The sequence below is a fragment of the Candidatus Diapherotrites archaeon genome (assembly GCA_040755695.1).
Lineage (GTDB): Archaea > Iainarchaeota > Iainarchaeia > Iainarchaeales > 1-14-0-10-31-34 > JBFMAK01.
Window position 1 is genome coordinate 463,437 of the sequence record JBFMAK010000001.1, and the last position, 21,972, is coordinate 485,408.

The window sequence follows — 21,972 nt, forward strand, 5'->3', positions numbered from 1 at the left end:
TAACAATTAATATTTAAAACATGATGCATTTTTATTGATAGGAACACAATGAATTACTCCATTAATTACAGTAAATTGTTCGGCTTTAACGTGAAATGGAACGCAAAAACCATTTCACTAATTCTATTTTTGGCATTAATCCCAAATCTGCTTGGACTGCTGAATTACAGGACGCCTTATGGTTTTACCTTCCATTTCTTTCAGGTAGCAGTATTCTTGGCTGCGGCACTTTACGGGCCAAAGGGGGGAGCAATTTCTGGCGCAATAGGCTCAATGTATTCTGCTGCAATAATGGCGAACCCTTACATTGTACTGGGGAATTTGTTGTTAGGATTATTTGCAGGAATCTTTTTCAGGCTCTTTAATTCTTTGTTGCTCGCAGGAATAACTGCATTCATTCTTCAGGCGCCATACATTTACTTCTCTGACACAGTCCTTGCAGGAATGCCTCATTCTATTGTAATTGCAATCCTCTGGGGCTTGCTTGCAAGTGACATAATATGGGCCTTCACAGCAGGAAGAATCTACTTGAAGGCAAAGAATTTAGTGCACTGAATTTTTAATAATTCTTCAATGCGGCCTGTGCTGCTGCAAGCCTTGCTATTGGCACCCTGAAAGGAGAGCAGCTTACATAGTCCAGTCCTATGCTATGGCAGAATTCAATTGAGTTAGGGTCGCCCCCGTGCTCTCCGCAGATGCCTATCTTCAGTTTCGGATTCTTCTTCCTGCCTAATTCTACTCCCATCCTCATTAGCTTGCCTACTCCCTCGCGGTCAATGGAAACAAAAGGCGACAAAGGCAGAATTTTCTTGTCAATGTAATAAAATAGGAATTTCCCTTCAGCGTCGTCCCTTGAGAGACCGTAAGTTGTCTGCGTTAAATCATTTGTTCCAAATGAAAAGAATTCAGCGTGCTCTGCGATCTCGTCTGCTGTGAGTGCTGCCCTAGGCAATTCAATCATTGTGCCAATAGGAATCTCCATTCCAGTCTTATTCCTTTCCAATACTTCATTGATTTTCTTTTCTGTTATCTCCCTGCACAGCTTTAATTCGTTTGCATGCCCTACAAGAGGAATCATTATTTCAGGCTTTACTATAAGGCCTTCTTTTTTTAGTTGGACTGCTGCTTCGGTTATTGCCTGCACTTGCATTTCAATTATTTCAGGGTAAAGGATTCCAAGCCTGCATCCTCTCAGACCAAGCATTGGGTTGGCTTCATGCAATTCATTCACTTTTTTTAACAACAGCTCTTTTTCGTGCAATTCTAATTCCTTTTCTTTGTTTTTGTTTTGTTCATTTTTGATTGCATTAATTTCTTCGATTAATTGCTCTCTTTGAGGAAGGAATTCGTGCAATGGAGGGTCAATAAGCCTTATTGTCACAGGGAAGCCTTTCATTGCCTTGAATATTTCAATGAAATCCTGCTTCTGCATTTTCTCGAGTTCAGCCAAAAACTTTTTTCTCTCTTCTGTTGAATTGCTCATAATCATTTCCTGCACTAAAGGCAGCCTTTCAGGAGCAAAAAACATGTGTTCAGTCCTGCACAATCCTATTCCTTGGGCTCCCAATTCAAATGCCTTCAATGCATCCTTTGGAGTGTCAGCATTCGCCCTCAGCCCAAGCCTCCTGTACTTGTCAGCCCAGGAGAGGATTGACTGAAAGAATTCTGAAGGCTTTGGCTCAATCAAATTGGCTTGGCCTAAAAAGACATTCCCTGTTGTTCCATCAATTGAAATTAGGTCTCCATCTTTTACAGTATAATTCTTTGCAGAAAAACTTTTTTCCTTTAAATTTATTTTTATTTCCTCGCAGCCAACAATGCAGGGCTTGCCCATTCCCCTTGCCACGATTGCCGCGTGAGCCGTATTTCCTCCCCTTGTGGTAAGTATTCCCTGCGCTGCAATCATTCCGTGAATGTCTTCAGGCGTTGTCTCATTCCTGACTAAAATTACTTTTTCTTTTTTTGATTTTTCTTCTGCTTCCCCTGCAGTAAAAACAACTTTTCCTGAGGCCGCGCCAGGAGAAGCAGGAATGCCTTGAGCTATTGCATCTCCACCCTGTTTAGAGTCAATGGTTTTGTGCATTAACTGGTTCAAAGAAGAGGGTTCAATTCTCAGCAATGCCTCTTTTTCTGTTATGAGCCCTTCCTTCACCATTTCTACAGCAATTCTTACAGCAGCATTTGCTGTCCTTTTCCCCTTTCTTGTCTGCAACATAAATAATTTGCCTTTCTCTATTGTGAACTCCAAGTCCTGCATTTCCCTGAAGTGCTTTTCCAGTAGCCCGCAGTAATTCTTGAGCTGCTCAAAGATTACAGGAAACTCTTTCTCTAATTCGTTTATAGGATTTGGAGTCCTTATTCCTGCCACGACATCTTCGCCCTGCGCATTAGTAAGATATTCCCCGAACAATTCCTTTTCTCCTGTAATTGGATTCCTGGTGAATGCAACACCTGTAGCAGATTCTTCTCCTAAATTCCCGAAAACCATTTCCTGTATGCTCACTGCAGTGCCCCAATTGTCTGGGATATTATTTGCTTTCCTGTAAGCAATTGCCCTCGGCGTATTCCAGGAATTGAACACTGCCTTCACTGCAAGCATTAACTGCTCTTTAGGGTCTTCAGGGAATTGTTTTCTCTTCTCTTTCTTCACTAATTCCATGAATTTTTTTGTTATTGCCTTCCAGTCCTCTGCGTTCAATTCAGAGTCAATCTTTTTCCCGCTTTTCTTTTTTGTTTCCTGAATTATTTCCTCGAATTTCTCGTGCTTTACCCCAAGCCCTACATCCCCGAACATCTGGATAAGCCTTCTAAAGCAATTGAATGCAAACCCTTCATTGCCCGATTCCATTGCAAGAACTTTAACTGTATTGGAATTAAGGCCTAAATTTAATACTGTGTCCATCATTCCAGGCATTGAGGCTCTTGCCCCGCTCCTCACGCTCACAAGCAATGGATTCTTTTTTGCTCCAAAACTTTTTTTTGTCTTCTGCTCTAATTGGCTTAAAGCCCTCTCAATCTGTTCTGCCAGGCCTTCAGGCATTTTTCCGCCTTTCTCGAAGAATTCCACGCAGGCCTCAGTTGAAACAATGAATCCTTGCGGGACAGGCAGGCCTAATGAAGTCATCTCGCACAGGTTGGCTCCCTTTCCTCCCAGGAGCTCTTTCATTCCCGCATTCCCTTCAGAAAAAAAATAAATGTACTTCTTCATAGCCTTTCACCAGCCAACTTAAATTCTTGCATGAATCAATTAAAAAAATTTGTGATTTAACTTATATCTATGTTGAAAAAACTAGCAGTAAGTTTATACAAAATGACGCCAGACCATTATGATGCAATGATTTCAACAGAATTGGAGAATATAATCAAGGGCATGCAAACTTCAAATTCATTTTAATGAATGTTTTGGATTATAAAAGTGATTTGAAATTTGGTATTATTCTTCTGACTTCTGCTTACCATCACGTTGAAGACAAATTCAAAAGCAAGCTCTTGCAGAAAATATTTGAAATGATGAGAGATGATGGAGTGCTTATAATTTATGAAAAAATTATTTCTCCATATTCAAATGAAAGGGAATGGGCTGAAAGCAATGAGCAATTCTACCTAAAAAGAATTGAATATCTCAGAAAGACCGAAAAGGAAAAACTAACTAAAAAGCAATTCAATGCTTTAATGAATCTTTGTGCACTTTCAGTTCTAAAAGAAGAAGAATACAAGACGGACTATAATTACTTAGTCAAAGATTTGCGTAGAACAGGATTCAAGGTATTGAAAGAAACAAAAATCTGGCCGAAACAAAACCTGTTCTGCAATGAAAAAGTAGGCGATTTTGTTTTCGTGGCAAAGAAACCAATCAAGCGCAAAAATTAAATTAAAGATAAATAGTCACTTGATAGAAACAAAAAAATAATTCTTTTCTTGAATTAACCAATAACTTTTTATATTCTTCACTTTAAGAAATAATTTAAGGAGGAATGAAAGCAAAATGAAGAAGTACTTGATTATAGCAGTTGGCTTTATTCTTTTGAGTGGAATTGCAATGGCGCCAACAACTGATGAGGAAACAGCAACAGCTTCTGTGACAGTAAATACTTTTGTTTCAATTACTTTAACTGATTTAAATCAATTAGGAATTGCTTTTGGCGGCCTAGATCCTGGAGCAAGCAATAGGCCAGCAGACCAGAATGCAGGTAATGGAACAGTAAGAATTACGAACGATTTAGTTTCTAACAAGACAATCGATCTTTATAAATACGGCACCAACTTTACTGGAGCTGGCACTATCACAATAAGTAATGTACAATATGATACAGATAATAATGTCTTAGCACCAGCACCTGTGACAATGCCATCAGCTTACACAGACACATTAATTGATTTAGCACCAGGCTCAAGCCAAGAGTTTTGGTATTGGATTAATATTCCATCATCACAAACAGCAGGCGCTTATACTAGTACATTCTACTACAAAGGACAATAAGAACACGGTGAATCACTGAAATGAAAAAATTTCTTTTCTTTTTATTTATTTATATTTGTTTTTTCGGATTTGTTTTTGCCCAAGAACAGCCAAGCTATAACTTTGGTTCAGCCCAAGGAGAGAAAGAATTAACCGTTTCTCCTGGAGGAGAAGTTACAGCAATAATTTACTTTTACAATGTTTTCGGAAATAGGATTACACACATTTCTCTTTCTGTTGCTGAAGCACCAGAGAACTGGAAAATTGAATTTGACCCTGCATTACATTCACAAACATATGATGTAGCAGGAGTATTAACTGAAGTGCAGGAAAATTTATCTGTTGAGCCAAATTTGGTAGTGGAAAAAATTCCAGAAGAAAAAAATGAATTTGTTTACCTTCCTGCTCCAAATATTGGAGGCTTTATTCCAGCAAAAAAAGTTAAAGTAAAAATCAAGGTTCCAGTTGAAGAGCAACTAGGAAAAGAATTCATTCTTAAGATAGAAGGAACAGCTGAATGGTTAGGTCAAACAGGAACAGTTGCATTCAAGCAAGGCAGAAGCTTTGAATACAAAATTACCACTATTTCAAAAGAATTCTATGAAAAAAATTAGAAGAAAAAGATAGGAAGGCAGTAAAATCTGCAGAGGAATTACCTACCCCTCTAACTGCTTTTGTTTCTTTTGTTTCAAGCAATGCACTAAGCGTTATTTTAGTTTTAATAATAATTATTCTTGTTGCATTCATTCTTTTAAAAAGGAAAAGAAAAAGGATTTAATTCTTCTTGAACTATTTATTACTTTATGAGGAAAACAATTACACTTTTTTTGTTTTTTGTCTTCCTTCTTTCTTTTGTTTACTCTCAGGAAGCATCTCTTCAAGCAACTGTTACAGTTAATCCTCCTCCAATGAATTTAGATGTAGAGATTGATGTTATGCCTGAATCTATTGAGGTTGGAGAGGATTTGATTTTTTTGCTTTTACTTCAGAAGGATGGAGAAGAAGAAATTACGGTTGATTTAAAGTATGAGGTATTGAGAAAAAAAGGAAAAGGTAAAGAGGAAGTAATATTAACTGAATACGCTTCAGCCAATTTAAAGAATTACTTGGAGAAAACAGCCTCAATTCATATTCCTTCAACCATAAACCCAGGAAAGTATTATTTGAAGGTTACAGCTTCTTACTTCAATCAAAGTGATTCAGATGAAGCTTCATTCAAGATTAAATCAAAAAATTATCATTGGTTTCTTTGGAGGTTATTTTCTCTACTCAATACTTTTAACAATATTTAAATAGTTTTCACAAGGGAGTTATATATAATGCAATTACAAAGATTTCTTTTAATAGCATTTTTTTTATTAATTCTAAGCCATGGTTATTCGCAAGAATCCTCATTGAATTTAATTACCTACACTTCTTTTGATTTAGGCGCAAAAATTGAATCAAAAGTAATTGAAGAATTAAATGTAAGAGAAGAGGTTAGAGTAATAGTAATATTAAAGGACACTGTAGAAATTCAAGGCTTAAAGAATTCAAAAAGATTTGGTTTATTAAAAGAAAAAATAAAAGGAGTGCAAGAACAATTGCTTTATTCTCTTCCAAAGAATGAATTAAAGTTAATTCGAAAATACAAGAATATTAATGCAATTGCAGGATATCTAACTAAAAATGGGCTGGCAAAATTTCAGGCTTCTCCTTTCATTGAAAGAGTCTATGAGGACAGAATTGCTTATGTTTCTCTCTCTGAAAGCGTTCCATTAATTAAGGCGGACTTAGTTCAAAGTAGTGGCATAACAGGTTTAGGTCAAAGTGTCTGCGTAATAGACACTGGAGTTGATTACAGGCATGTTGATTTAGGTAATGCAAGTTGTGCTATAACTGGCAGTATAATAAGTGGCGTGGAAGCACCAAATTTAGTTGAATCCTCTCATCCTTATTCAAATTATGATAATAATACTTGGACAATCACAAGGCCTGGTTATGAAAACATTGCAGTTCATTTCACTGACATAAATGTAGAAGCAAATTATGATTTTGTATATATTTTAGATGCAAACAACAATATTGTTCAAATGTTTACTGGAGGCTATAGTAATATTTGGAGTATTTCAATTCCAGGAGACACAATTAAAGTTAATTTAGTAGCTAATTATTCAATCACAGATTGGGGCTTTAAAATTGATAAAGATTTAAATGGAACAATTAGTTCAACTTGGAGCAATTGTGGACAAGTAGTTAATGGATTTGATTTTGTTAATAACGATTACAATCCCATGGATGACGAAGGACACGGAACTCATGTTTCAGGAATAATTGCATCACAGAATTCAACTTATAAAGGAGTTGCTTCAGGAGCAAAGATAGTTGCAGCAAAGGTTTTAGATGCTCAAGGCAAAGGTTTTTTTTCAAATGTTACGAGTGCAATTGATTGGTGTATTGAGCACAAAAGTGACTTTAATATTATGGCAATCAACATGAGTTTAGGTGATGGAGGCCAATACAATAATCCTTCAATTCAATGTGATCCTTATGCTACAGCTCAAGCAATTTCTGCTGCAGTAGCCCAAGGAATTTTTGTTGCAGTTGCTTCTGGAAATGAGGCTTACACTAATGGCATTTCTTATCCTGCGTGTGCTTCTGATGCAACTTCAGTTGGAGCTGTCTATGATGCGGATGTTGGGAGAAAAAACTGGGCTCCAACCTGTACAGATAATTCAACTTATGCAGACAAAATCGTTTGTTTTACTAACAGGGATGAAATCCTTGATTTATTGGCTCCGGGTTGTTCAATTACATCTTTAAAGCTTGGCGGAGGCACAGTTGCATATTGCGGAACTTCAATGGCTGCACCGCACGTTGCAGGGGTTGCTGCTTTAATGAAGCAGAATAATCCTTCTTTAACTCCAGGACAAATTAGAGACATAATGAAGAGCACTGGGAAAAGCATTAATGATTCTAGCACAGGTTTAACTTTTCCTAGAGTTGACGCAAATGCTGCAGTGAATTATCCAATGGAATTCGTTAGTATTACCTTGATTGGTTTTCCAGTTGATTTTGGAAGCCTGAATCCAGGAACAAATGATAATAATGCTTTAGGCAATTCAAGTAATCAATACCTTGTACAAATTGATGCAACAACAAATGTAAATGTTGATTTATATCAAAAGGGGACAGATTTTAATTATGGAGTTGAAACAATTACAGTAAACAACATGAGCTGGAATTCTACAAATAATCCATTAACTGCAACAAATATGACTACTTCCTATAATTTAATTCAATCAAATATTGCTCCAGACACAAACGTAAACTTGTATTACTGGTTAGACATTCCAGTAGGAAAAATTGCTGGAGCTTATTCTTCAACAATTTCAATTAAAGCAGTAAAAACAGGAAGCAGCCCTTGATAACACAAAAATTAAAAAACCAACAACACAACATATTTTTGGGGTGCATTGAAATGAGCTGCGGAGTCTGCGGACCAAAAAGGAAGGCAAAGAAGAAAAAGAAGAAATAATTAAAAGCAAATTTTTTTCTCTTTCTCATTTTTTTTCTCTTTTTGGTTTATTCCAATTTAAAGCTTTTGCGCACTAATTTTATTTATTAATGCAGGGGTACCGAAGTGGACAAACGGATCAGGTTTAGGCGAATAACAAGTAATTTAATTTTTTATTCGGAAAGACCTGATGGCTCAGTGCCTTCGGGGGTTCGAATCCTCCCCTCTGCAATGCAAGTGATTAAAATGAAGAAAAGAAAATACAAAATTGAAATTAGGATTGGAAGGAATTTTGCTGAAGATGTCAAAAGAATTGTTGATAATCCTAAAAAACTTCCTAAGCATGATGTAATATGTGCTGATTCAGTCAATGACCTCCAAACATTGTTTGCGCCCAAAAAAATTGAATTAATGAGGTTGATGAAAACAATAACTGCTTAAATTCTTTCCTTCAATTAATTTCAAAGGAGATTTTTTTATGGCCAAGAAAGCTGTTTTTGTGATTTCCCCAAAAGATTTCAGGGACGAAGAATTGTTTTTTACTAAAGAGGAACTGGAGAAAAAAGGAATCAAGACTGTTATTGCCTCCCTCAAGACAGGCGAATGCATTGGAATGCGCGGGGGGAAAGCAAATTCTGAAATCACAATAAACCAGATTAATTCAAAGGATTTTGATGCAATCATATTTGTTGGAGGCTCAGGGGCTTCAGTCTACTTTGACAACAACATGGTGTTAAAGATTGCAAGGGAATTCGCTGAAAAAAACAAGATTGTTGCAGCCATATGCATTGCCCCAAGCACTCTTGCAAACGCGGGCCTCCTTAAAGGAAAAAAGGCAACTTCCTTCCAAAGCGAGGCAGCCAACCTGAAGGAAAAGGGGGCAATAGTCACAGGAGAGCCTGTTACAGTTGACGGAAAAATAATTACTGCTAATGGACCTGGAGCCGCAAGAGAATTTGGAAGAAAAATTGCTGACGCGCTAAAATGAAAAGGCAAAAAAAATGGAATGCAGGCAGAAAATTAACTTAAAGAAATGCACTTGCACTTACCCTAATTGCTCTAGGAAAGGCTTATGCTGTGAGTGCATAAGGCACCACAGGGAAAATAATGAATTGCCGGGCTGCCTTTTCTCTAAAGAGGCAGAAAAATCTTATGACAGAAGCTTGGAAGCATTTTTGAAGGATCAGAGATAAAAGTGAATGAATTGCCTGAAGATTACCTGAAAGAGAAAGGATTGCATTTAATTAAAAAAATCTCTAAAGGCCATTCCTCTGAGGTTTTTCTTGTTGAAGATTCAAAGAAGAAAAAGTTTGCGCTGAAGATAGAGAAAAAGACTTCAACTCGCTATAGGATGGCTGAAAGAGAGGCAGAGAATTTGAAGCTTGCGAACTCTTTTTCTATTGGCCCTAAACTTATTGATTTTGATTTAAGCAAGAGAATTATTTTAATGGAATTCATTGAAGGGAAAACTTTTTCTGAATGGCTGTTCAAGGAAAACCCTTCAAGGAAAACCTTGAAGAAATTCATTGGGAAACTCCTATTACAAGCAAGGAAACTAGATGGATTGGGTTTGGACCACGGCCAGCTTGCAGGAAAAGGAAAGAATATTCTTGTGAGAAAAAATTTGCCTGTAATAATCGACTTTGAGAAGGCCTCCAGGGACAGGAAGTGCCATAACTTCAATCAATTGCACTCTTTTCTCTTCAGGAACCCTAATTCTGCAATAACAAAAAAAGTGAAGAAAATATCAGGGAATTCAATTAATTGAATTCAAGGTAAAATATATTAATTAATTAGCCCTTATTAAATAAATGAACCACAAAAAAGAAAATTCTTCAAGTTTTTGGCGCAAGATAAAGCGCTTCATTAAGCACAATTCTTTTTTGTTTCCAATCGCCTTCATGGCATTTCTTATCTACAGGATAATCCAGAAGCCTACAAGGGTAACTTATCCCTGCCAGAGGACAATATGGCCTTCAATGATTTCAGTGTTTATTGCTTTTATTCCAGCGCAATCAAATTTTTTAAGGGAATTCTTCAAAATATTTTTAAACAAAAAAAACCTTTTCATGATTCTAATAATTTTTTGTGCTTTAATTGCAGCAGAAAAATTGATTGAATTAAATGACTACAACAGGCAGTTAAACCACAGCCCAATAGGCTCTGCAAGCGCAATCTACTTTCAGGGAAGCATTCCAGCGCACAGGGTTGTAATGGTTCGCGACACAAGAGCAACCAACTGGAATTATTCAACAGGCTATTACGGAGACTATGTAGACCAGAGCGTTGTAAACAACATGGTTGACACAGGGGTAATGCGCTTAACCAATACCTCAAATATTACAGAGGCATGGCAGACAATTCTTCCAGGCTATGCTTCAGGGCAAAAGATTGCAATTAAGGTGAACTTCAATAATTCAGAGTATGTTTCAGACCCGTGTACTAGCTCGTATCCTTCAACTTATGTTGACGCAATGATTCAGCCAATTAATTCAATAGTGCGAGGCCTTAAACTGATTGGAGTGCAGGAACAGGATGTTTATGTCTATGATGCTTCAAGGGCAATTCCAATACGCTTCATGAACGGAAAATTATACAACATCCAGTTCTTCGGGAACAGAAACAAAGTCTGCCCTGGGGCACAGGCAGCAACATTCAATAACACCACAGACCCAAGCAGATTCATTAATTTCTCTAATCCAAGCATTCCCCAAAGAAGGGTTCCGGACTTACTGTTGGAGGCGTCCTACTTAATTGAAATAAATTTGATGAAGTCTCATTCAACTGCAGTTACTGGTTCTTTCAAAAACCATTTGGGCACAATGGACGGCCAAATAACAAGCACGCACAATTACCTTTACGACGCAACAAACAATCCCTTGGTTGACATCTTCAGCAATTCAAACATAATAAACAAGACCAAACTAATTATTACCGACGGCCTTTACGGCGGCTTCAGATACAATAGCACTCCAGCGAGATGGGCATCCTTCAATAATGATTCACCAAATTCTTTGTTCTTTTCAATTGACCCTGTAGCAATTGATTCAGTTGTATTTGACTACATTGACAGGGAAGCCAACTTAGGCTCCTTTACTAAAATGAGCCCTTACGACCACGACCACTTAGTTGACGCAGCAAACAGGGGCTTTGGAGTGCACGAGCACTGTCCGCTAACAGCAAATTGCACTTCAATTGAATTCATTGACGTAAACATGGAAGCAACTTCGTGTACCAACGGCCAAACTCGTTCATGCAGCATAGCGCATTACGGTATTTGCGCTGTAGGAACAGAAACCTGTACTAACGGAGTGTGGGGCGGATGCCCTTTACCTCAAACTGAATCCTGCAATAATTTGGATGATGATTGTGATGGCTCAATTGATGAGTTTTTAAGTAGGTCTTGCAGTGTTTCTCATGTTGGAGCCTGCGCTGTTGGAAATGAGACCTGTTCCGCTGGCTCCTGGTCTGGCTGTCCTTCTCCATCAACTGAGGTTTGTTCTAATGGAATTGATGAGAACTGTGATGGAACAGACTTGAATTGTTCTAGTTGCCCTCAAGGCCAGATAACTTCAAGGTGTTTATGCGGAGGCAATGCTTATGATGCAAATGCAGGCGGCTACTACTGCAATAATTCCTTTCAGTCAGCTCCATGCACCCTGCCTGACACTATTGCGCCATCTGCAATAACTGATTTGAATACCTCAAATATTACTGAAACCACAGTCAATCTCTCTTGGAGGGCTCCTGGCGATGACGGGAATTTGGGTGTTGCCTCTCAGTATGATTTAAGATATTCTTTTACCCCAATTACTTCTTCTAATTGGGCTACAGCAACTCAGGTTATAGGAGAGCCTGCTCCTGCTGTAGCAGGAACACTTCAGTCAATGACTGTTGCAGGACTTCAATCCAATACAACATATTATTTTGCAATTAGAACTGCTGACGAGGTTCCAAACTGGTCTTCTTTAAGCAATGTTGTTTCAGCAAAAACTTTGCTTGTGCAGTGCACTCCTAACTGGCAGTGCGGTCCCTGGACTCAATGCTTGGACAGAAACCAGAGCAGGACTTGCATTGATCTGGACTGTAATTCTCCTGGGAGAGTTGAAACGCAATCATGCGGGGACTGCAATGCAGGCCAAATCCAGTCATGCACAATTGAATCCTGTGAAGGCACTCAGTCATGCACTGCCCAATACGTTTGGGGATCCTGCGTGAAAGCAGACTTATGCTGTGGCGTTACATGCAATGATGGAAGCGACTGTACAACAGATTCTTGTAGTGCAGGGCAATGTTCTTTTTCTTCTATCCCCAATTGCGGTGGCGGCGGAGGAGGGGGAGGCGGTGGAGGCGGTGGCGGTGGAACACCCCCACAAAAAGAATTCTTGGTTGAATTAAATCCTTCCACAGTTAATGCAGGAGAAAATTTTAATGTAATAGTAAAAGACTCAAGCACAAAGAATGCAGTGCAGAATGCCTCTGTAGAGTACGCAAAGGAATCAAAGCTCACTGATACACAAACGGAACTGCTGTATTCACTGCAAAAGAGGGTTATTCTCTGGTTACAGTGAGGAAGGACGGCTACAACAGCAACACACTAAGAATAAATGTAATAAGCCAGACTCCAAGCTCTTTGTGCGGTAATGGGGTTTGTGATTTAGGTGAAAGTTACTCAAACTGCCTTCAAGACTGCCCTGAAGAAAAAAAGAATTTACTGAGGGTTGCAACAGAAAGCCCTACAGTTGTTTCAGGGGAGAGAGTGAATGTTGTTGTAACAGAAGAGAATGGCAATAGTGTTGCTGGTGCTACCGTAATTTATGCTGGAAAGGGTTATACAACAAATGTTAATGGGAGAGTTGAATTGACTGCAATCAAAGGCTTTACTGTTATTACTGCAAGGATGGAGGGCTTTGAGCCAGGCTCTGCAATGCTTAAATTTATTACTGCTAGAATAAAGCCTGAGTGTGGCAATGCAGTCTGCGAGGAAGATGAGAATGCCTTGGCCTGCCCTGAAGACTGCAGAGAAGAATTGGATTTAATGCCTTTTACTGTTGCCGGAATTGCCTTGGTTCTGATTGTGTTGTTTGCTGTAATAATAATGAAAACAAAAATGAAGGCCGCCAAGCCAGCATAACTTTGCGTCTGCTTTGCCGAAAGTTTTTTATAGGTGAAAGAACATTATTCTTGTTTGGTTGAATATGAGCGAATTATCCTTGTCTGCAATTGAAAGAATCATAAGGAAAGGCTCCGGCCTTAGGGTGAGTAACGACGCAGCAAAGGCCTTAGGGGAACTCCTTGAACTGGAGGGAGAGAAGATTTCAAGGCAGTCAGCAGAGTACGCCAGGCACGCGAAAAGGAAAACAGTAACAGCAGAGGACATCAAGCTCGCAGCAAGAAAATGATTTTTTAATTCTTTAATTCAATTTTCAGATTTTTCCAATTATTTTTTCCAGGTATCCTAAAATTATTTCGTGTGTTTCTTCCTGGGCCAAATGGGTTGTGTCAATGACCAGATTGAATGGCTTCAGGTCTTCGCCTGCAGTGAAGCCGTAAATCTTCTTGTAGATTTTCTTTGTTGCGAACTCTTTGTGCTTGATCCTCTTCAATACTTCCTTGAACGGAAGATTGTCTCTCACTGCAATCCTTTTGGCTCTCTCTTTGTCATCAACCTTAAGCCAGATCTTGAATCCTTTCCTGCTTAAGTAGCCCATAGTCCAGGAATCCATTGCAACCTTCCCTCTTGAAATTATTTTGAGCAGTTGCCCGTCAAGGATTTTGTCGAACTTGCTGTTCTTGAGCCTTTGCTTGAAGTATTCTTTTCCTTCCCTGCTCTCCCACCACCCAATATTTTTTTCTGACGGCTCTTCACTTAAATCCAATTTATGGTCTTCCTTTAATTTCCTTAAAAGCCCTGAAGAGTGCACGCACTTCAAATTGAATTTTTTTGCTATTGCCTCAACTAATTCAGACTTCCCTGAGCCGCTGAAGCCTGAAACAATTATCACAGTCATTTCAAAACCTCCATTTTGAAATATTTCAATTCTATTTGAATTGAAATCATGGTTTAGACCTCCTTTCCCTTTCAAATGTCGTTATCCTTTGAGGTAAATGCTTTTGCCTGAAAAGCCTTCTAACAGATCTTACCATTATTATTTCTCCTAAATCGTCTTCTTTAATAAAAATTAATACAATTATTCCAGACAGGAATGCAAGGCTTGCGGTTATGGCAAATAATCCTTGGAATGAAAAGAAGGTTACAATTATTCCTCCAATTAAAGCCGAAGCCGCCGTAGCGTAACCGTAAGCTGTATTCCATAAGCCCCACTGCTGGCTTTCCTTTTGCGGCTCCAAGCTTTTGCTGAAAAGGCCGTCATATGCTGGGGTTCCAATTGCAGTGAACATTCCAATAAAAAATTCTGCAATAAAGAGCTGCCCAACAGAATTAATGAATATTAGGCTGTAGTAAATTATTGCATTGCCGAAAATCAGGATTAACATAAAGGATTTTTTTGAGAACCTGTCTGCAAGAAGGCCTGCAGGGTACTGGAGGCTCGCGTGAACAAATGCTGCAATACTCCACGCAATCCCTGCATCAATTAGTTTTCCTCCAATGTTTTCAACATACAAGGCATAGATTGGAGTAAGAAGCCCGACAGCAAAAGCAAATATTGCCTCTATTACAAGCAGGAAAAAAAGGGTTTTCTTCAAAATTTCTCACTCAATTATTAATAATTAATTTTTCTCAAACGCTAATTATTTTAAGGCATTCCATTATTTATAGCTTTAGGTGAAACAAAAAATGCCTGCCTATTCAGGATTCATTGAATTGAATTACAAGCCCAACAAAAACGATTTAATTGCAGGGTTCTTCCTTGAACCAAACAACTGCGCTTTTGCTGAAGCAGCCCAGGCGATTGCATCAGAGTCAAGCATTGGAACCTGGACTGATATTGCAACACTCAAAAAAGAAACCCGGGAAAGATTGAAGGCAAGAATTTTTTACTTAAACGAAAAAGAAGGCACAGCAAAAATTGCCTATCCCCTGGAATTATTTGAATTAGGAAATATCCCCCAGCTCTTGAGTTCTGTTGCAGGAAATGTCTTTGGAATGAGCATAGTGAATAATCTGCGCCTGCAGGATATTGAATTCCCCGAAGCTTACATTAAAGCATTCAAAGGGCCAGAATTCGGAGTGCAAGGAATAAGAAAATTAATGAGAATAGAGAAAAGGCCTTTGATTGGAACAATAATAAAGCCTAAACTGGGGTTGAACGAAAAAGAGCATGCAAAAGTCGCATACAATGCATGGCTTGGAGGCATAGACATAGTGAAAGACGACGAGAACCTGACCTCAATGCCTTTCAATAACTTCCAGAAAAGAGTGCAAGAAACCTTGAAGATGAGGGACAAAGTCCAGGAGGAAACAGGAGAAAAGAAGATTTACATGCCCAACATTACAGCTGAATGCAATGAAATGCTGAAAAGAGGCAAATTCATTAAGGAGGCAGGCGGAGAATACGCAATGGTTGACTTAATCACCTTGGGCTTCAGTTCACTGCAATCCTTGCGCGATGCAGAATTAAAATTAGTATTGCACGGGCACAGGGCAATGCACGCTGCTTTCACTCGAAACCCAAAGCATGGCATTTCAATGCTTGTAATTGCAAAGCTCTGCAGGCTGATTGGATTGGACCAACTGCATGTCGGGGCAATTGTCGGGAAAATGACAGGCGAGAAAGAGGAAGTGAAATTGATTGGAGAGGAAATAGAGCAGCAAATTATCACAGAAAAAGAGGAAAGCCATTTGCTTGCAGAGAACTGGTTTAATATAAAGCCAGTGTTTGCTGTCTGCTCAGGAGGCCTGCACCCCGGCAAAATTCCTGCTCTAATTCAAGCAATGGGAAGAGACATTGTAATTCAGGCAGGGGGCGGAATTCATGGTCATCCAAAAGGCACGATAGCAGGAGCAAAAGCCATGAGGCAGTCAGTGGAAGCCACTATAGCAGGAATTCAATTGCACGAGTATGCCAAAACCCACAAAGAATTAAGAGAAGCATTAGAGAAATGGAAGGACTAATTTCATTTCCTAATTTCTTCATCATCTTTCATTATCTGCTCTGCGTTCTTTTTCTGGTAATCCAAAATTTTCTTTTTCAATTCAGGATTCTGAAGAGAGAAAATTTTCACTGCTGCAAGAGCTGCACCTTCAGCTTCAATCATTGTAGTGCAGGAAATCCCTGAAGGCATCCTCAAAGAAGAAAGCAAATCCATTCCGCCGAACTTCTCTGAATAAGGAGGGCAGGTGATGACTGGGTTTTGCGTGTTCCCGTCCAAGACGCCGCATAATGCATTGCTCCTGCCTGCAACAGCAATGTAAATTAGGTTAGAGTGCTTTAAATCCAGTTCCTTTACTGCCTTAAGAAGGTGCTCTGTTGTCTTGTGCGCTGAAGCAATCCTGTAGCAGAATTCAATTCCAAACTTCTCCAATGTTTCAGCAATCTTTTTTGCGTGCTCTAAATCGCTTTTCGAGCCCATCAGAATTGCAACAAATTCATTCAATCACATCACCTTCCATCCAAGAACTGCTTGTATTCTTCAACTGCTTCCCCTATGCTTGGGGTTTCTTCCCAGAATTTTTTATTGCACCATTCTTCAGTAACAGACTTGTACATATTGGAGACAATCTCAACCAATTCTTTCGACAGCCTTTGAGGAGCAGGCCATTCTTCTTTAGGCAGCCTTTTTGCTTTTGCTTCCTCTATTTTCTTGTACCATTCAGTCTTCAGATAATAATCTCTTAGAACCTGCTTGCTTATGTGCATTCCATTGAAAAGCATTCTGTTTTCGTCCAGTGTTCCAACAACGTCCACAAGCATTAATTCCCTTTTTGGAGAGAGAGCAAATTCTACTTTTCCGTCAGCGTGCTCCAAGCCAATTTCTTCTGCTTTCTCTGTGAGAAAGCCATTAATCAGAAAAGTTTTTTCTTTCAATTCATTCAATTCCTTTTCCTTCAATCTTGCAAGGCTTTGCGCTTCACTCCATGACAGATACCTGTCTGTCTCCTCCAGTTTAGTGCTCACGTCAAGCAATGGCTTCTCTAGTTTCTCTCCTGGCTTAGGCATTTCCTTCAAGCCTAAGTCCTTGAAATTCAGTTCACCTTTTGCAATTCTCTTGAATACACTGCTTCCTTCCGGAAGAGAGTTCCTAAAAATTATTTCTAATGGAACCAAATAGTTTGAACTTGAGTCTTTCAGCTCATTCTTCTGCGGCCTTAAAACTTGAACTAAATTCACTTCCATTTCATTTCCTTTTAGCAGTTTCCTGTAATGGCTTTTCACACCCCTTTTCTCTAATTCCTCGAAATTGAATGCAGCCATCCTGCATAATGCTTCTCCCTTGAATGGAATTACGTCAGGCATTTTGCCGTAATCGAACACAGAGTAATCGTCTGTGAAACTGAATACACCTAAACCCATTTCTTTTTCTGAAGGCTTTTTTATTACGCTCAAATCCTTTACAGAACCCATTTTTTTCACCTCAAATATTTCAGAAAACTGCTTCCTCTTTTCTTACAATCAATTCCTTGTATGGATTTAATTTCTTTTCTAATTTTTTTGAGAATTCAATGCATTTTTCTTCTGCCAAGCCCAAATGCTTTCCTGCATCTAACAGTTCTTCAATCCTTTCCCCAGAAATTTTTTCTTTTATTCTTGCATCCTTTGCAAGAAGCTCCTTCAAGGGATTGCTTTTGCCTTCTGTTACTGCATTCCAGGCATTAATTGAATGCTCTCTTATTATTTCATGGCTTTCCTGCCTGCCCAAGCCTTTTTCAACCAATTCCATTAACACTGCCTCTGTTCCGGCAAATACTCCATAATTCAATAAATTATTTTCAACCTGCTTTTCGTTCACCTTCATTCCCTCAATCACTTTCCCTGCAATAATCAAGGCTTCGTCCAATGCAAGGAATGCCTCTGCAATTATAATTCGCCTGTTGGCTGAATCATCCAATGTCCTCTCCAAAACAGAATTGGCTGCATTGTCCCACGCAATCTTAGGCATAGAGGAAACAAACCTTGTGAGAGAGCATATCCTCTCTGAATTCATTGGGTTTCTCTTGAAAGGCATTGCACTGCTTCCAACCTGCTTTTCCTTGAATGGTTCATTCCATTCACTGAAAGGCGTTGACTGCAGGACACGAAAATCCAAAGCGAATTTATGCAGTGACTGGGCAATTGAAGAAAGAACATTCAATACAATGAAATCTTCTTTTCTCGGATAGGTTTGAGTGCTCACATAAAAGTAATTCAATTCCAATTCCTTCATTACCTCTCTCTCTAATTCTATTGCATTCAAATTCTTTCCCTCAAGCAGTTTGGTGTAAGAAGCATAAGTGCCTACTGCGCCCTTCAATCCTTTCCCCTTCAAATTTTCTTCTGCGAATTCTAATTGCTCTAAATCCATTAATAGTTCTTGGGCGTAATTGCACAGCCTGTATCCTACTGTACTAGGCTCTGCTGACTGCAAGTGCGTGAAAGCAATGCAAGGCCTTCCTTTATGCTCCAAAATCTTTTTGTCCAGCAAGTTCAGGCAATTGACAAGCTTTGCTTTAATTAACTGCAGTGCTTCCTTCATCCTTATTACATCTGCGTTGTCTTCAATGTCCATTGAGGTTGCCCCTAAATGGATTTTTTTCCCTCCATTAGGGCACTGCTCAGCAAAAGCCTTCACTTCAGCCATTAAGTCATGCCTTATCTCTTTCTCTATTTCATGGCTTCTCTGAAGATCAATTTTCTCCTTGTTTGCCTCCAATTCATTCAATTCCTCCCTGCTCACAAGCCCTGCATTCATTTGCGCTTTAGCTAAAGCAACCCAGATCTTCCTCCAAAGCTTCCTGTACTCAATCTCTGAAAAAATAGTTTTCATTTCCCTGCTGCCGTAACGCCAGGTAAAGACACTCAAATAAGAATCAAAACCAAAGGATGCCTCTTCAGCCAATTGCCCCACCAGAAAAAATACTTTAAGAAAACAATTTAAAAATCAATACAAAGCAATTTTTTTAAATGAATAAAGTGAATTTCAGCCAGAAAGCCTGGGAGAAAATGAAGGAAATCCCGAAAGGCAGAATTTCAACTTACAAGGAAATTGCAAAAGCAATAGGAAAACCCAAAGCAGTGCGCGCAGTAGGGAATGCCTGCAACAAGAATCCCTTTGCCCCGAAAGTACCCTGCCACAGGGTAGTGCAAAGCAACGGCAAAATAGGAGGCTTCGCGCAAGGAATTAAAAAAAAGAGAGAATTGCTGGAAAGCGAAGGCCTCAAAATAAGAAAAGGAAGGATTGTGAATTTTGAAGAGAAATTGTTCAAATTCTGATTAAAGCCTGAATTTTTTTTCCTCTTTTTCTGTTTCGTCTTTTAAGTATTGAATGAATTCTTCCTTGTAGTTTTGGATGTCCAAGGTTTTACCTGTCTCAAGGAAGTGCATTATGTTCCTTATGAAGACATTGCTTCCAATGATGTCAGGCAGGATAACATAGTCTGCGCCTGCCTCGTATAATTTCAATGCGGCTTCCTTTGATTTGGCGCGAGAGAAAATTGTAATGTTTGAATTAAGGTTGCGTGCCTTCTTTGAAAGGAATAAAGACCTTTCAATTTCAGGAATTGTAATTATAAGCAGGGAGGCATTCCTTAAGTTCACTTTCTCCCAGAGCTCGTCATTCTCGATGTTCCCGTAAATTGCTTTGAGTCCTTTCCCTATCTGCTCGAATACAACTTCAGGGTCGTGGTCTACTACAATAACAGAATGCAAGTCATTCAATGCAGAGGCAATGCCAGAGCCTGTAACCCCGCAGCCCATTACAATAATGTGCTTTGAAAGCTCTGTTGTCTCGGGGATTCCCTCCAGTTCCCTTAATTTTTTCCTGAAGAACATGTTCTCCAAAAAAGGATTATTATAGCGCGCCAGCCTCAAATAAATTCTTTCGCTGAAATCTATGAGGTAAGGGGTAATGGTCATTGTGATTGCAGTCACAATAATAATAATTGAGTAAATGTCCCGGGAAATGACATTGTGGGTTAATCCCTGGTTTGCAATAATGAAAGAGAACTCTGATACTTGCGCCAAGCCCAATCCAACTAAAACCCCAATCCTGAAGCCGTAGCCTCCAAGGGCAGTAATTCCAACGAAAATCAAGGGCTTCAAGATTAACACAATCACAAACATTACTGCTGCAAGAAGCAAGGCGTAACCCAAAGACATCGAGGAAAGGAAAGGCATTATCTGCATTCCCAGTGAAACAAAAAATATTGTTACAAAGAAGTCTCTCAAGCCCTTGATTTTTGAGGCCAATTCAATGTTGTAAGAGAGAGAGGAAAGGGAAAGCCCTGCAAGGAATGCCCCGACAGCAGGAGAGAAATCCAGCAGGTAAGACATAAAAATGAATAGAAAGCACATGCTCACTGCAGTCAAATACATTAATTCCTGAGATTTAATGGAGAAAGTTAATAGCTTTGAGAAGACATATCTTCCAAGCATGAACGCAAGGAACACAAGCAAGGCTCCCTTAAGCAGGGTCATGCCTAAAAATCCCAAGGAAAAGAATTGAGTGCTCCCTGCAAGCAATGGCAAGGCAAAAATTACAATCAAATCCTGCATTACAAGGAATCCAATCATGAGCCTTCCGTGCAGTGTGTTCAAGTGATGGTTGTCTGAAAGAATTTTCACCACAATTGTGGTACTACTGAATGCCAGAATCAAACCCAAATAAATTGAGGTAAGCAAAGCCAATCCTAGCAAATAAGAGAATATTGCAGTGAACAAAACAATCAATACAACTTGAAGGCCTGTGCCAAATAATATCAGCCTTCCAATATTCTTCATTTTGTTTAAATCTGATTCGACCCCAACAGTGAACAGAAGGAAAGCAATGCCTAGTTCGCTTAACAGCCTTACTGGTTCAGTGTTCCCTATAATTCCAAATCCTATTGGGCCAATTATGAGGCCTGCAATAATGTATGCAAGAATCATTGGCTGCTTCAAGAGCTTTGTTATTATAGCAGCAATAGTGGCAAAAACAACAATGATTCCTACATCGTACACTATGCCCAAAGTGGAAACAGAACCCAGCCCGGCAAAAAACGTGACATCAATCATTCAATCAACCCAAATTCATTTCAATCCACTTCAACCTGTGGATTGAAATATTTCAAGCATAGCTTGAAATCAGTAAAAATAGCGAATTAAAAGAATAAAAGCTTTATGCAGAAAATGAGGAAAATGAAAAAAAGAGAATTGTTAATTTCTTTTCCTGCTGACACTTTTTCCTGTGTGAATTAATTCGTTTTTTATTCCAGCAAGCTCTTTCCCTTGATCGTAAACCATCTTCCATAAAATTGCCTGCGAGCCAAGCAGGGCTGCAGCCAGTGTTTCTGCTTCAGGCGAATGCCCAAAAACCAGCCAGGCAAGAATAATCAAAGCAAAAACCAGGAAAACCCAGAAAACTATTGTCTTCCAGTCAACCATTCAAACACCTTTCATTAAACTGAAAACAATCAAAATAATCACAATAATTATCACAACCAAAATTATTACGTCAGACAAATTCAATTTCATACTTAATTAAAGAAATAGTTTCTCCTTAAAAAGATTTCTCTACGACAATCACCAAACCTGCAGAATTAACTTGAATTCCTTGTTGTACAACAACTGTATATTCCCAATTATTTTCTCTTTCTTCTTGCTACTGGTCCTTTAGAGAAATATAAATCTTTGGCTTTGCCTTTTATTACTGGATAGGATGGAGGCACACTAAAAGACTCTAATTTTTCTTTAACCTCTCTTTTTAATTTGCGTCGTTCTCGTGTCCACGTCCCTTTAGTAGAAAGTCTTCCAATTCCATGAGCCCATTCTCTTATTTTATGTATCTTCTTCTTATCTCTTATTTTTTTAAAAGGTTTTTTCATTAGCCTATCACCTCATTTAATAAAACTCTTTTCTCCTATAAAAACCTTGCCCAAAAT

At 38.9% G+C, this 21,972-nt stretch carries 24 protein-coding genes and 1 tRNA gene; 16 read left to right on the top strand and 9 right to left on the bottom strand.

What is annotated here, in order from left to right; translation table 11 throughout:
• The first annotated feature begins 48 nt into the window (after positions 1–48).
• The gene (locus tag AB1467_02720) at positions 49–555 is read left to right on the top strand and encodes a hypothetical protein (GenBank protein MEW6295186.1); all 507 of its coding nucleotides are present in this window, start codon (positions 49–51) and stop codon (positions 553–555) included.
• A 4-nt stretch (positions 556–559) separates the two neighbouring features.
• On the opposite strand, the gene ppdK is transcribed toward AB1467_02720, so the two are convergent.
• On the bottom strand, positions 560–3,208 hold the full coding sequence (gene ppdK / locus AB1467_02725) for a pyruvate, phosphate dikinase (protein ID MEW6295187.1): 2,649 nt from the start codon (positions 3,206–3,208) through the stop codon (positions 560–562).
• Positions 3,209–3,420: 212 nt separating this feature from the next.
• Between ppdK and AB1467_02730 the strand changes: the two genes are divergently transcribed.
• From AB1467_02730 to AB1467_02790, 13 genes are all read left to right on the top strand, one after another.
• Complete coding sequence (locus AB1467_02730) at positions 3,421–3,870, top strand: hypothetical protein (protein ID MEW6295188.1); 450 nt, start codon at positions 3,421–3,423, stop codon at positions 3,868–3,870.
• Between the two features lie 115 nt (positions 3,871–3,985).
• Positions 3,986–4,480, top strand: coding sequence for a hypothetical protein (locus tag AB1467_02735; protein MEW6295189.1), 495 nt, complete (start codon positions 3,986–3,988; stop codon positions 4,478–4,480).
• Between the two features lie 20 nt (positions 4,481–4,500).
• Positions 4,501–5,073 (top strand): hypothetical protein, encoded by a 573-nt coding sequence (locus tag AB1467_02740; protein ID MEW6295190.1) that lies wholly within the window; start codon positions 4,501–4,503, stop codon positions 5,071–5,073.
• A gap of 189 nt (positions 5,074–5,262) precedes the next feature.
• A complete protein-coding gene (locus AB1467_02745; protein ID MEW6295191.1) occupies positions 5,263–5,751 on the top strand; it encodes a hypothetical protein in 489 nt (162 codons plus the stop codon).
• A gap of 102 nt (positions 5,752–5,853) precedes the next feature.
• Positions 5,854–7,866, top strand: coding sequence for a S8 family serine peptidase (locus AB1467_02750; GenBank protein MEW6295192.1), 2,013 nt, complete (start codon positions 5,854–5,856; stop codon positions 7,864–7,866).
• 201 nt (positions 7,867–8,067) lie between these two features.
• Positions 8,068–8,186 (top strand) — tRNA-Leu (locus AB1467_02755).
• A 15-nt stretch (positions 8,187–8,201) separates the two neighbouring features.
• Positions 8,202–8,396, top strand: coding sequence for a hypothetical protein (locus tag AB1467_02760; GenBank protein ID MEW6295193.1), 195 nt, complete (start codon positions 8,202–8,204; stop codon positions 8,394–8,396).
• Between the two features lie 37 nt (positions 8,397–8,433).
• Positions 8,434–8,943, top strand: coding sequence for a DJ-1/PfpI family protein (locus AB1467_02765; GenBank protein MEW6295194.1), 510 nt, complete (start codon positions 8,434–8,436; stop codon positions 8,941–8,943).
• A 13-nt stretch (positions 8,944–8,956) separates the two neighbouring features.
• On the top strand, positions 8,957–9,148 hold the full coding sequence (locus tag AB1467_02770; GenBank protein ID MEW6295195.1) for a DUF6485 family protein: 192 nt from the start codon (positions 8,957–8,959) through the stop codon (positions 9,146–9,148).
• Between the two features lie 11 nt (positions 9,149–9,159).
• A complete protein-coding gene (locus tag AB1467_02775; GenBank protein ID MEW6295196.1) occupies positions 9,160–9,723 on the top strand; it encodes an RIO1 family regulatory kinase/ATPase in 564 nt (187 codons plus the stop codon).
• A 43-nt stretch (positions 9,724–9,766) separates the two neighbouring features.
• A complete protein-coding gene (locus AB1467_02780) occupies positions 9,767–12,526 on the top strand; it encodes a DUF362 domain-containing protein (protein MEW6295197.1) in 2,760 nt (919 codons plus the stop codon).
• Positions 12,523–13,089, top strand: coding sequence for a hypothetical protein (locus AB1467_02785; protein ID MEW6295198.1), 567 nt, complete (start codon positions 12,523–12,525; stop codon positions 13,087–13,089). Before AB1467_02780 ends, AB1467_02785 begins: the two co-directional genes overlap by 4 nt.
• 64 nt (positions 13,090–13,153) lie before the next feature.
• Positions 13,154–13,357 (top strand): histone, encoded by a 204-nt coding sequence (locus tag AB1467_02790; protein MEW6295199.1) that lies wholly within the window; start codon positions 13,154–13,156, stop codon positions 13,355–13,357.
• A 24-nt stretch (positions 13,358–13,381) separates the two neighbouring features.
• On the opposite strand, the gene AB1467_02795 is transcribed toward AB1467_02790, so the two are convergent.
• Positions 13,382–13,966, bottom strand: a complete 585-nt coding sequence (locus AB1467_02795) for a cytidylate kinase family protein (GenBank protein ID MEW6295200.1) — start codon at positions 13,964–13,966, stop codon at positions 13,382–13,384.
• Positions 13,967–14,012: 46 nt separating this feature from the next.
• Complete coding sequence (locus AB1467_02800; protein ID MEW6295201.1) at positions 14,013–14,663, bottom strand: MFS transporter; 651 nt, start codon at positions 14,661–14,663, stop codon at positions 14,013–14,015.
• 91 nt (positions 14,664–14,754) lie between these two features.
• On the opposite strand from AB1467_02800, the gene rbcL reads away from it, so the two are divergent.
• The gene (gene rbcL / locus AB1467_02805; protein MEW6295202.1) at positions 14,755–16,032 is read left to right on the top strand and encodes a type III ribulose-bisphosphate carboxylase; all 1,278 of its coding nucleotides are present in this window, start codon (positions 14,755–14,757) and stop codon (positions 16,030–16,032) included.
• Between the two features lie 2 nt (positions 16,033–16,034).
• Here the strand turns inward: rbcL and purE are convergent, their stop codons facing one another.
• From purE to purB, 3 genes are read right to left on the bottom strand one after another with little or no spacing between them, the layout of a single operon-like run.
• The gene (gene purE, locus AB1467_02810; GenBank protein ID MEW6295203.1) at positions 16,035–16,514 is read right to left on the bottom strand and encodes a 5-(carboxyamino)imidazole ribonucleotide mutase; all 480 of its coding nucleotides are present in this window, start codon (positions 16,512–16,514) and stop codon (positions 16,035–16,037) included.
• A 5-nt stretch (positions 16,515–16,519) separates the two neighbouring features.
• The gene (locus AB1467_02815; protein ID MEW6295204.1) at positions 16,520–17,482 is read right to left on the bottom strand and encodes a phosphoribosylaminoimidazolesuccinocarboxamide synthase; all 963 of its coding nucleotides are present in this window, start codon (positions 17,480–17,482) and stop codon (positions 16,520–16,522) included.
• 19 nt (positions 17,483–17,501) lie between these two features.
• Positions 17,502–18,953, bottom strand: a complete 1,452-nt coding sequence (purB, locus tag AB1467_02820; GenBank protein MEW6295205.1) for an adenylosuccinate lyase — start codon at positions 18,951–18,953, stop codon at positions 17,502–17,504.
• Positions 18,954–19,018: 65 nt separating this feature from the next.
• Between purB and AB1467_02825 the strand changes: the two genes are divergently transcribed.
• Positions 19,019–19,327, top strand: coding sequence for an MGMT family protein (locus AB1467_02825; protein MEW6295206.1), 309 nt, complete (start codon positions 19,019–19,021; stop codon positions 19,325–19,327).
• Here the strand turns inward: AB1467_02825 and AB1467_02830 are convergent, their stop codons facing one another.
• The 3 genes from AB1467_02830 to AB1467_02840 all read right to left on the bottom strand — a co-directional run bounded on the left by AB1467_02830 (position 19,328) and on the right by AB1467_02840 (position 21,915).
• Positions 19,328–21,106 (bottom strand): cation:proton antiporter, encoded by a 1,779-nt coding sequence (locus AB1467_02830; GenBank protein ID MEW6295207.1) that lies wholly within the window; start codon positions 21,104–21,106, stop codon positions 19,328–19,330. It lies immediately after the preceding gene.
• Between the two features lie 141 nt (positions 21,107–21,247).
• On the bottom strand, positions 21,248–21,475 hold the full coding sequence (locus AB1467_02835; protein MEW6295208.1) for a hypothetical protein: 228 nt from the start codon (positions 21,473–21,475) through the stop codon (positions 21,248–21,250).
• A gap of 197 nt (positions 21,476–21,672) precedes the next feature.
• A complete protein-coding gene (locus tag AB1467_02840) occupies positions 21,673–21,915 on the bottom strand; it encodes a hypothetical protein (protein MEW6295209.1) in 243 nt (80 codons plus the stop codon).
• Positions 21,916–21,972 lie beyond the last annotated feature (57 nt).

Excerpts from the sequence above, each read along its gene's own strand:
- AB1467_02720 (MEW6295186.1), top strand. The coding sequence starts at position 49 with ATGAATTACTCCATTAATTACAGTAAATTGTTCGGCTTTAACGTGAAA.
- ppdK (MEW6295187.1), bottom strand. The coding sequence starts at position 3,208 with ATGAAGAAGTACATTTATTTTTTTTCTGAAGGGAATGCGGGAATGAAA.
- AB1467_02735 (MEW6295189.1), top strand. The coding sequence starts at position 3,986 with ATGAAGAAGTACTTGATTATAGCAGTTGGCTTTATTCTTTTGAGTGGA.
- AB1467_02740 (MEW6295190.1), top strand. The coding sequence starts at position 4,501 with ATGAAAAAATTTCTTTTCTTTTTATTTATTTATATTTGTTTTTTCGGA.
- AB1467_02745 (MEW6295191.1), top strand. The coding sequence starts at position 5,263 with ATGAGGAAAACAATTACACTTTTTTTGTTTTTTGTCTTCCTTCTTTCT.
- AB1467_02760 (MEW6295193.1), top strand. The coding sequence starts at position 8,202 with ATGAAGAAAAGAAAATACAAAATTGAAATTAGGATTGGAAGGAATTTT.
- AB1467_02765 (MEW6295194.1), top strand. The coding sequence starts at position 8,434 with ATGGCCAAGAAAGCTGTTTTTGTGATTTCCCCAAAAGATTTCAGGGAC.
- AB1467_02770 (MEW6295195.1), top strand. The coding sequence starts at position 8,957 with ATGGAATGCAGGCAGAAAATTAACTTAAAGAAATGCACTTGCACTTAC.
- AB1467_02780 (MEW6295197.1), top strand. The coding sequence starts at position 9,767 with ATGAACCACAAAAAAGAAAATTCTTCAAGTTTTTGGCGCAAGATAAAG.
- AB1467_02790 (MEW6295199.1), top strand. The coding sequence starts at position 13,154 with ATGAGCGAATTATCCTTGTCTGCAATTGAAAGAATCATAAGGAAAGGC.
- AB1467_02795 (MEW6295200.1), bottom strand. The coding sequence starts at position 13,966 with ATGACTGTGATAATTGTTTCAGGCTTCAGCGGCTCAGGGAAGTCTGAA.
- rbcL (MEW6295202.1), top strand. The coding sequence starts at position 14,755 with ATGCCTGCCTATTCAGGATTCATTGAATTGAATTACAAGCCCAACAAA.
- AB1467_02815 (MEW6295204.1), bottom strand. The coding sequence starts at position 17,482 with ATGGGTTCTGTAAAGGATTTGAGCGTAATAAAAAAGCCTTCAGAAAAA.
- AB1467_02825 (MEW6295206.1), top strand. The coding sequence starts at position 19,019 with ATGAATAAAGTGAATTTCAGCCAGAAAGCCTGGGAGAAAATGAAGGAA.
- AB1467_02830 (MEW6295207.1), bottom strand. The coding sequence starts at position 21,106 with ATGATTGATGTCACGTTTTTTGCCGGGCTGGGTTCTGTTTCCACTTTG.
- AB1467_02835 (MEW6295208.1), bottom strand. The coding sequence starts at position 21,475 with ATGGTTGACTGGAAGACAATAGTTTTCTGGGTTTTCCTGGTTTTTGCT.
- AB1467_02840 (MEW6295209.1), bottom strand. The coding sequence starts at position 21,915 with ATGAAAAAACCTTTTAAAAAAATAAGAGATAAGAAGAAGATACATAAA.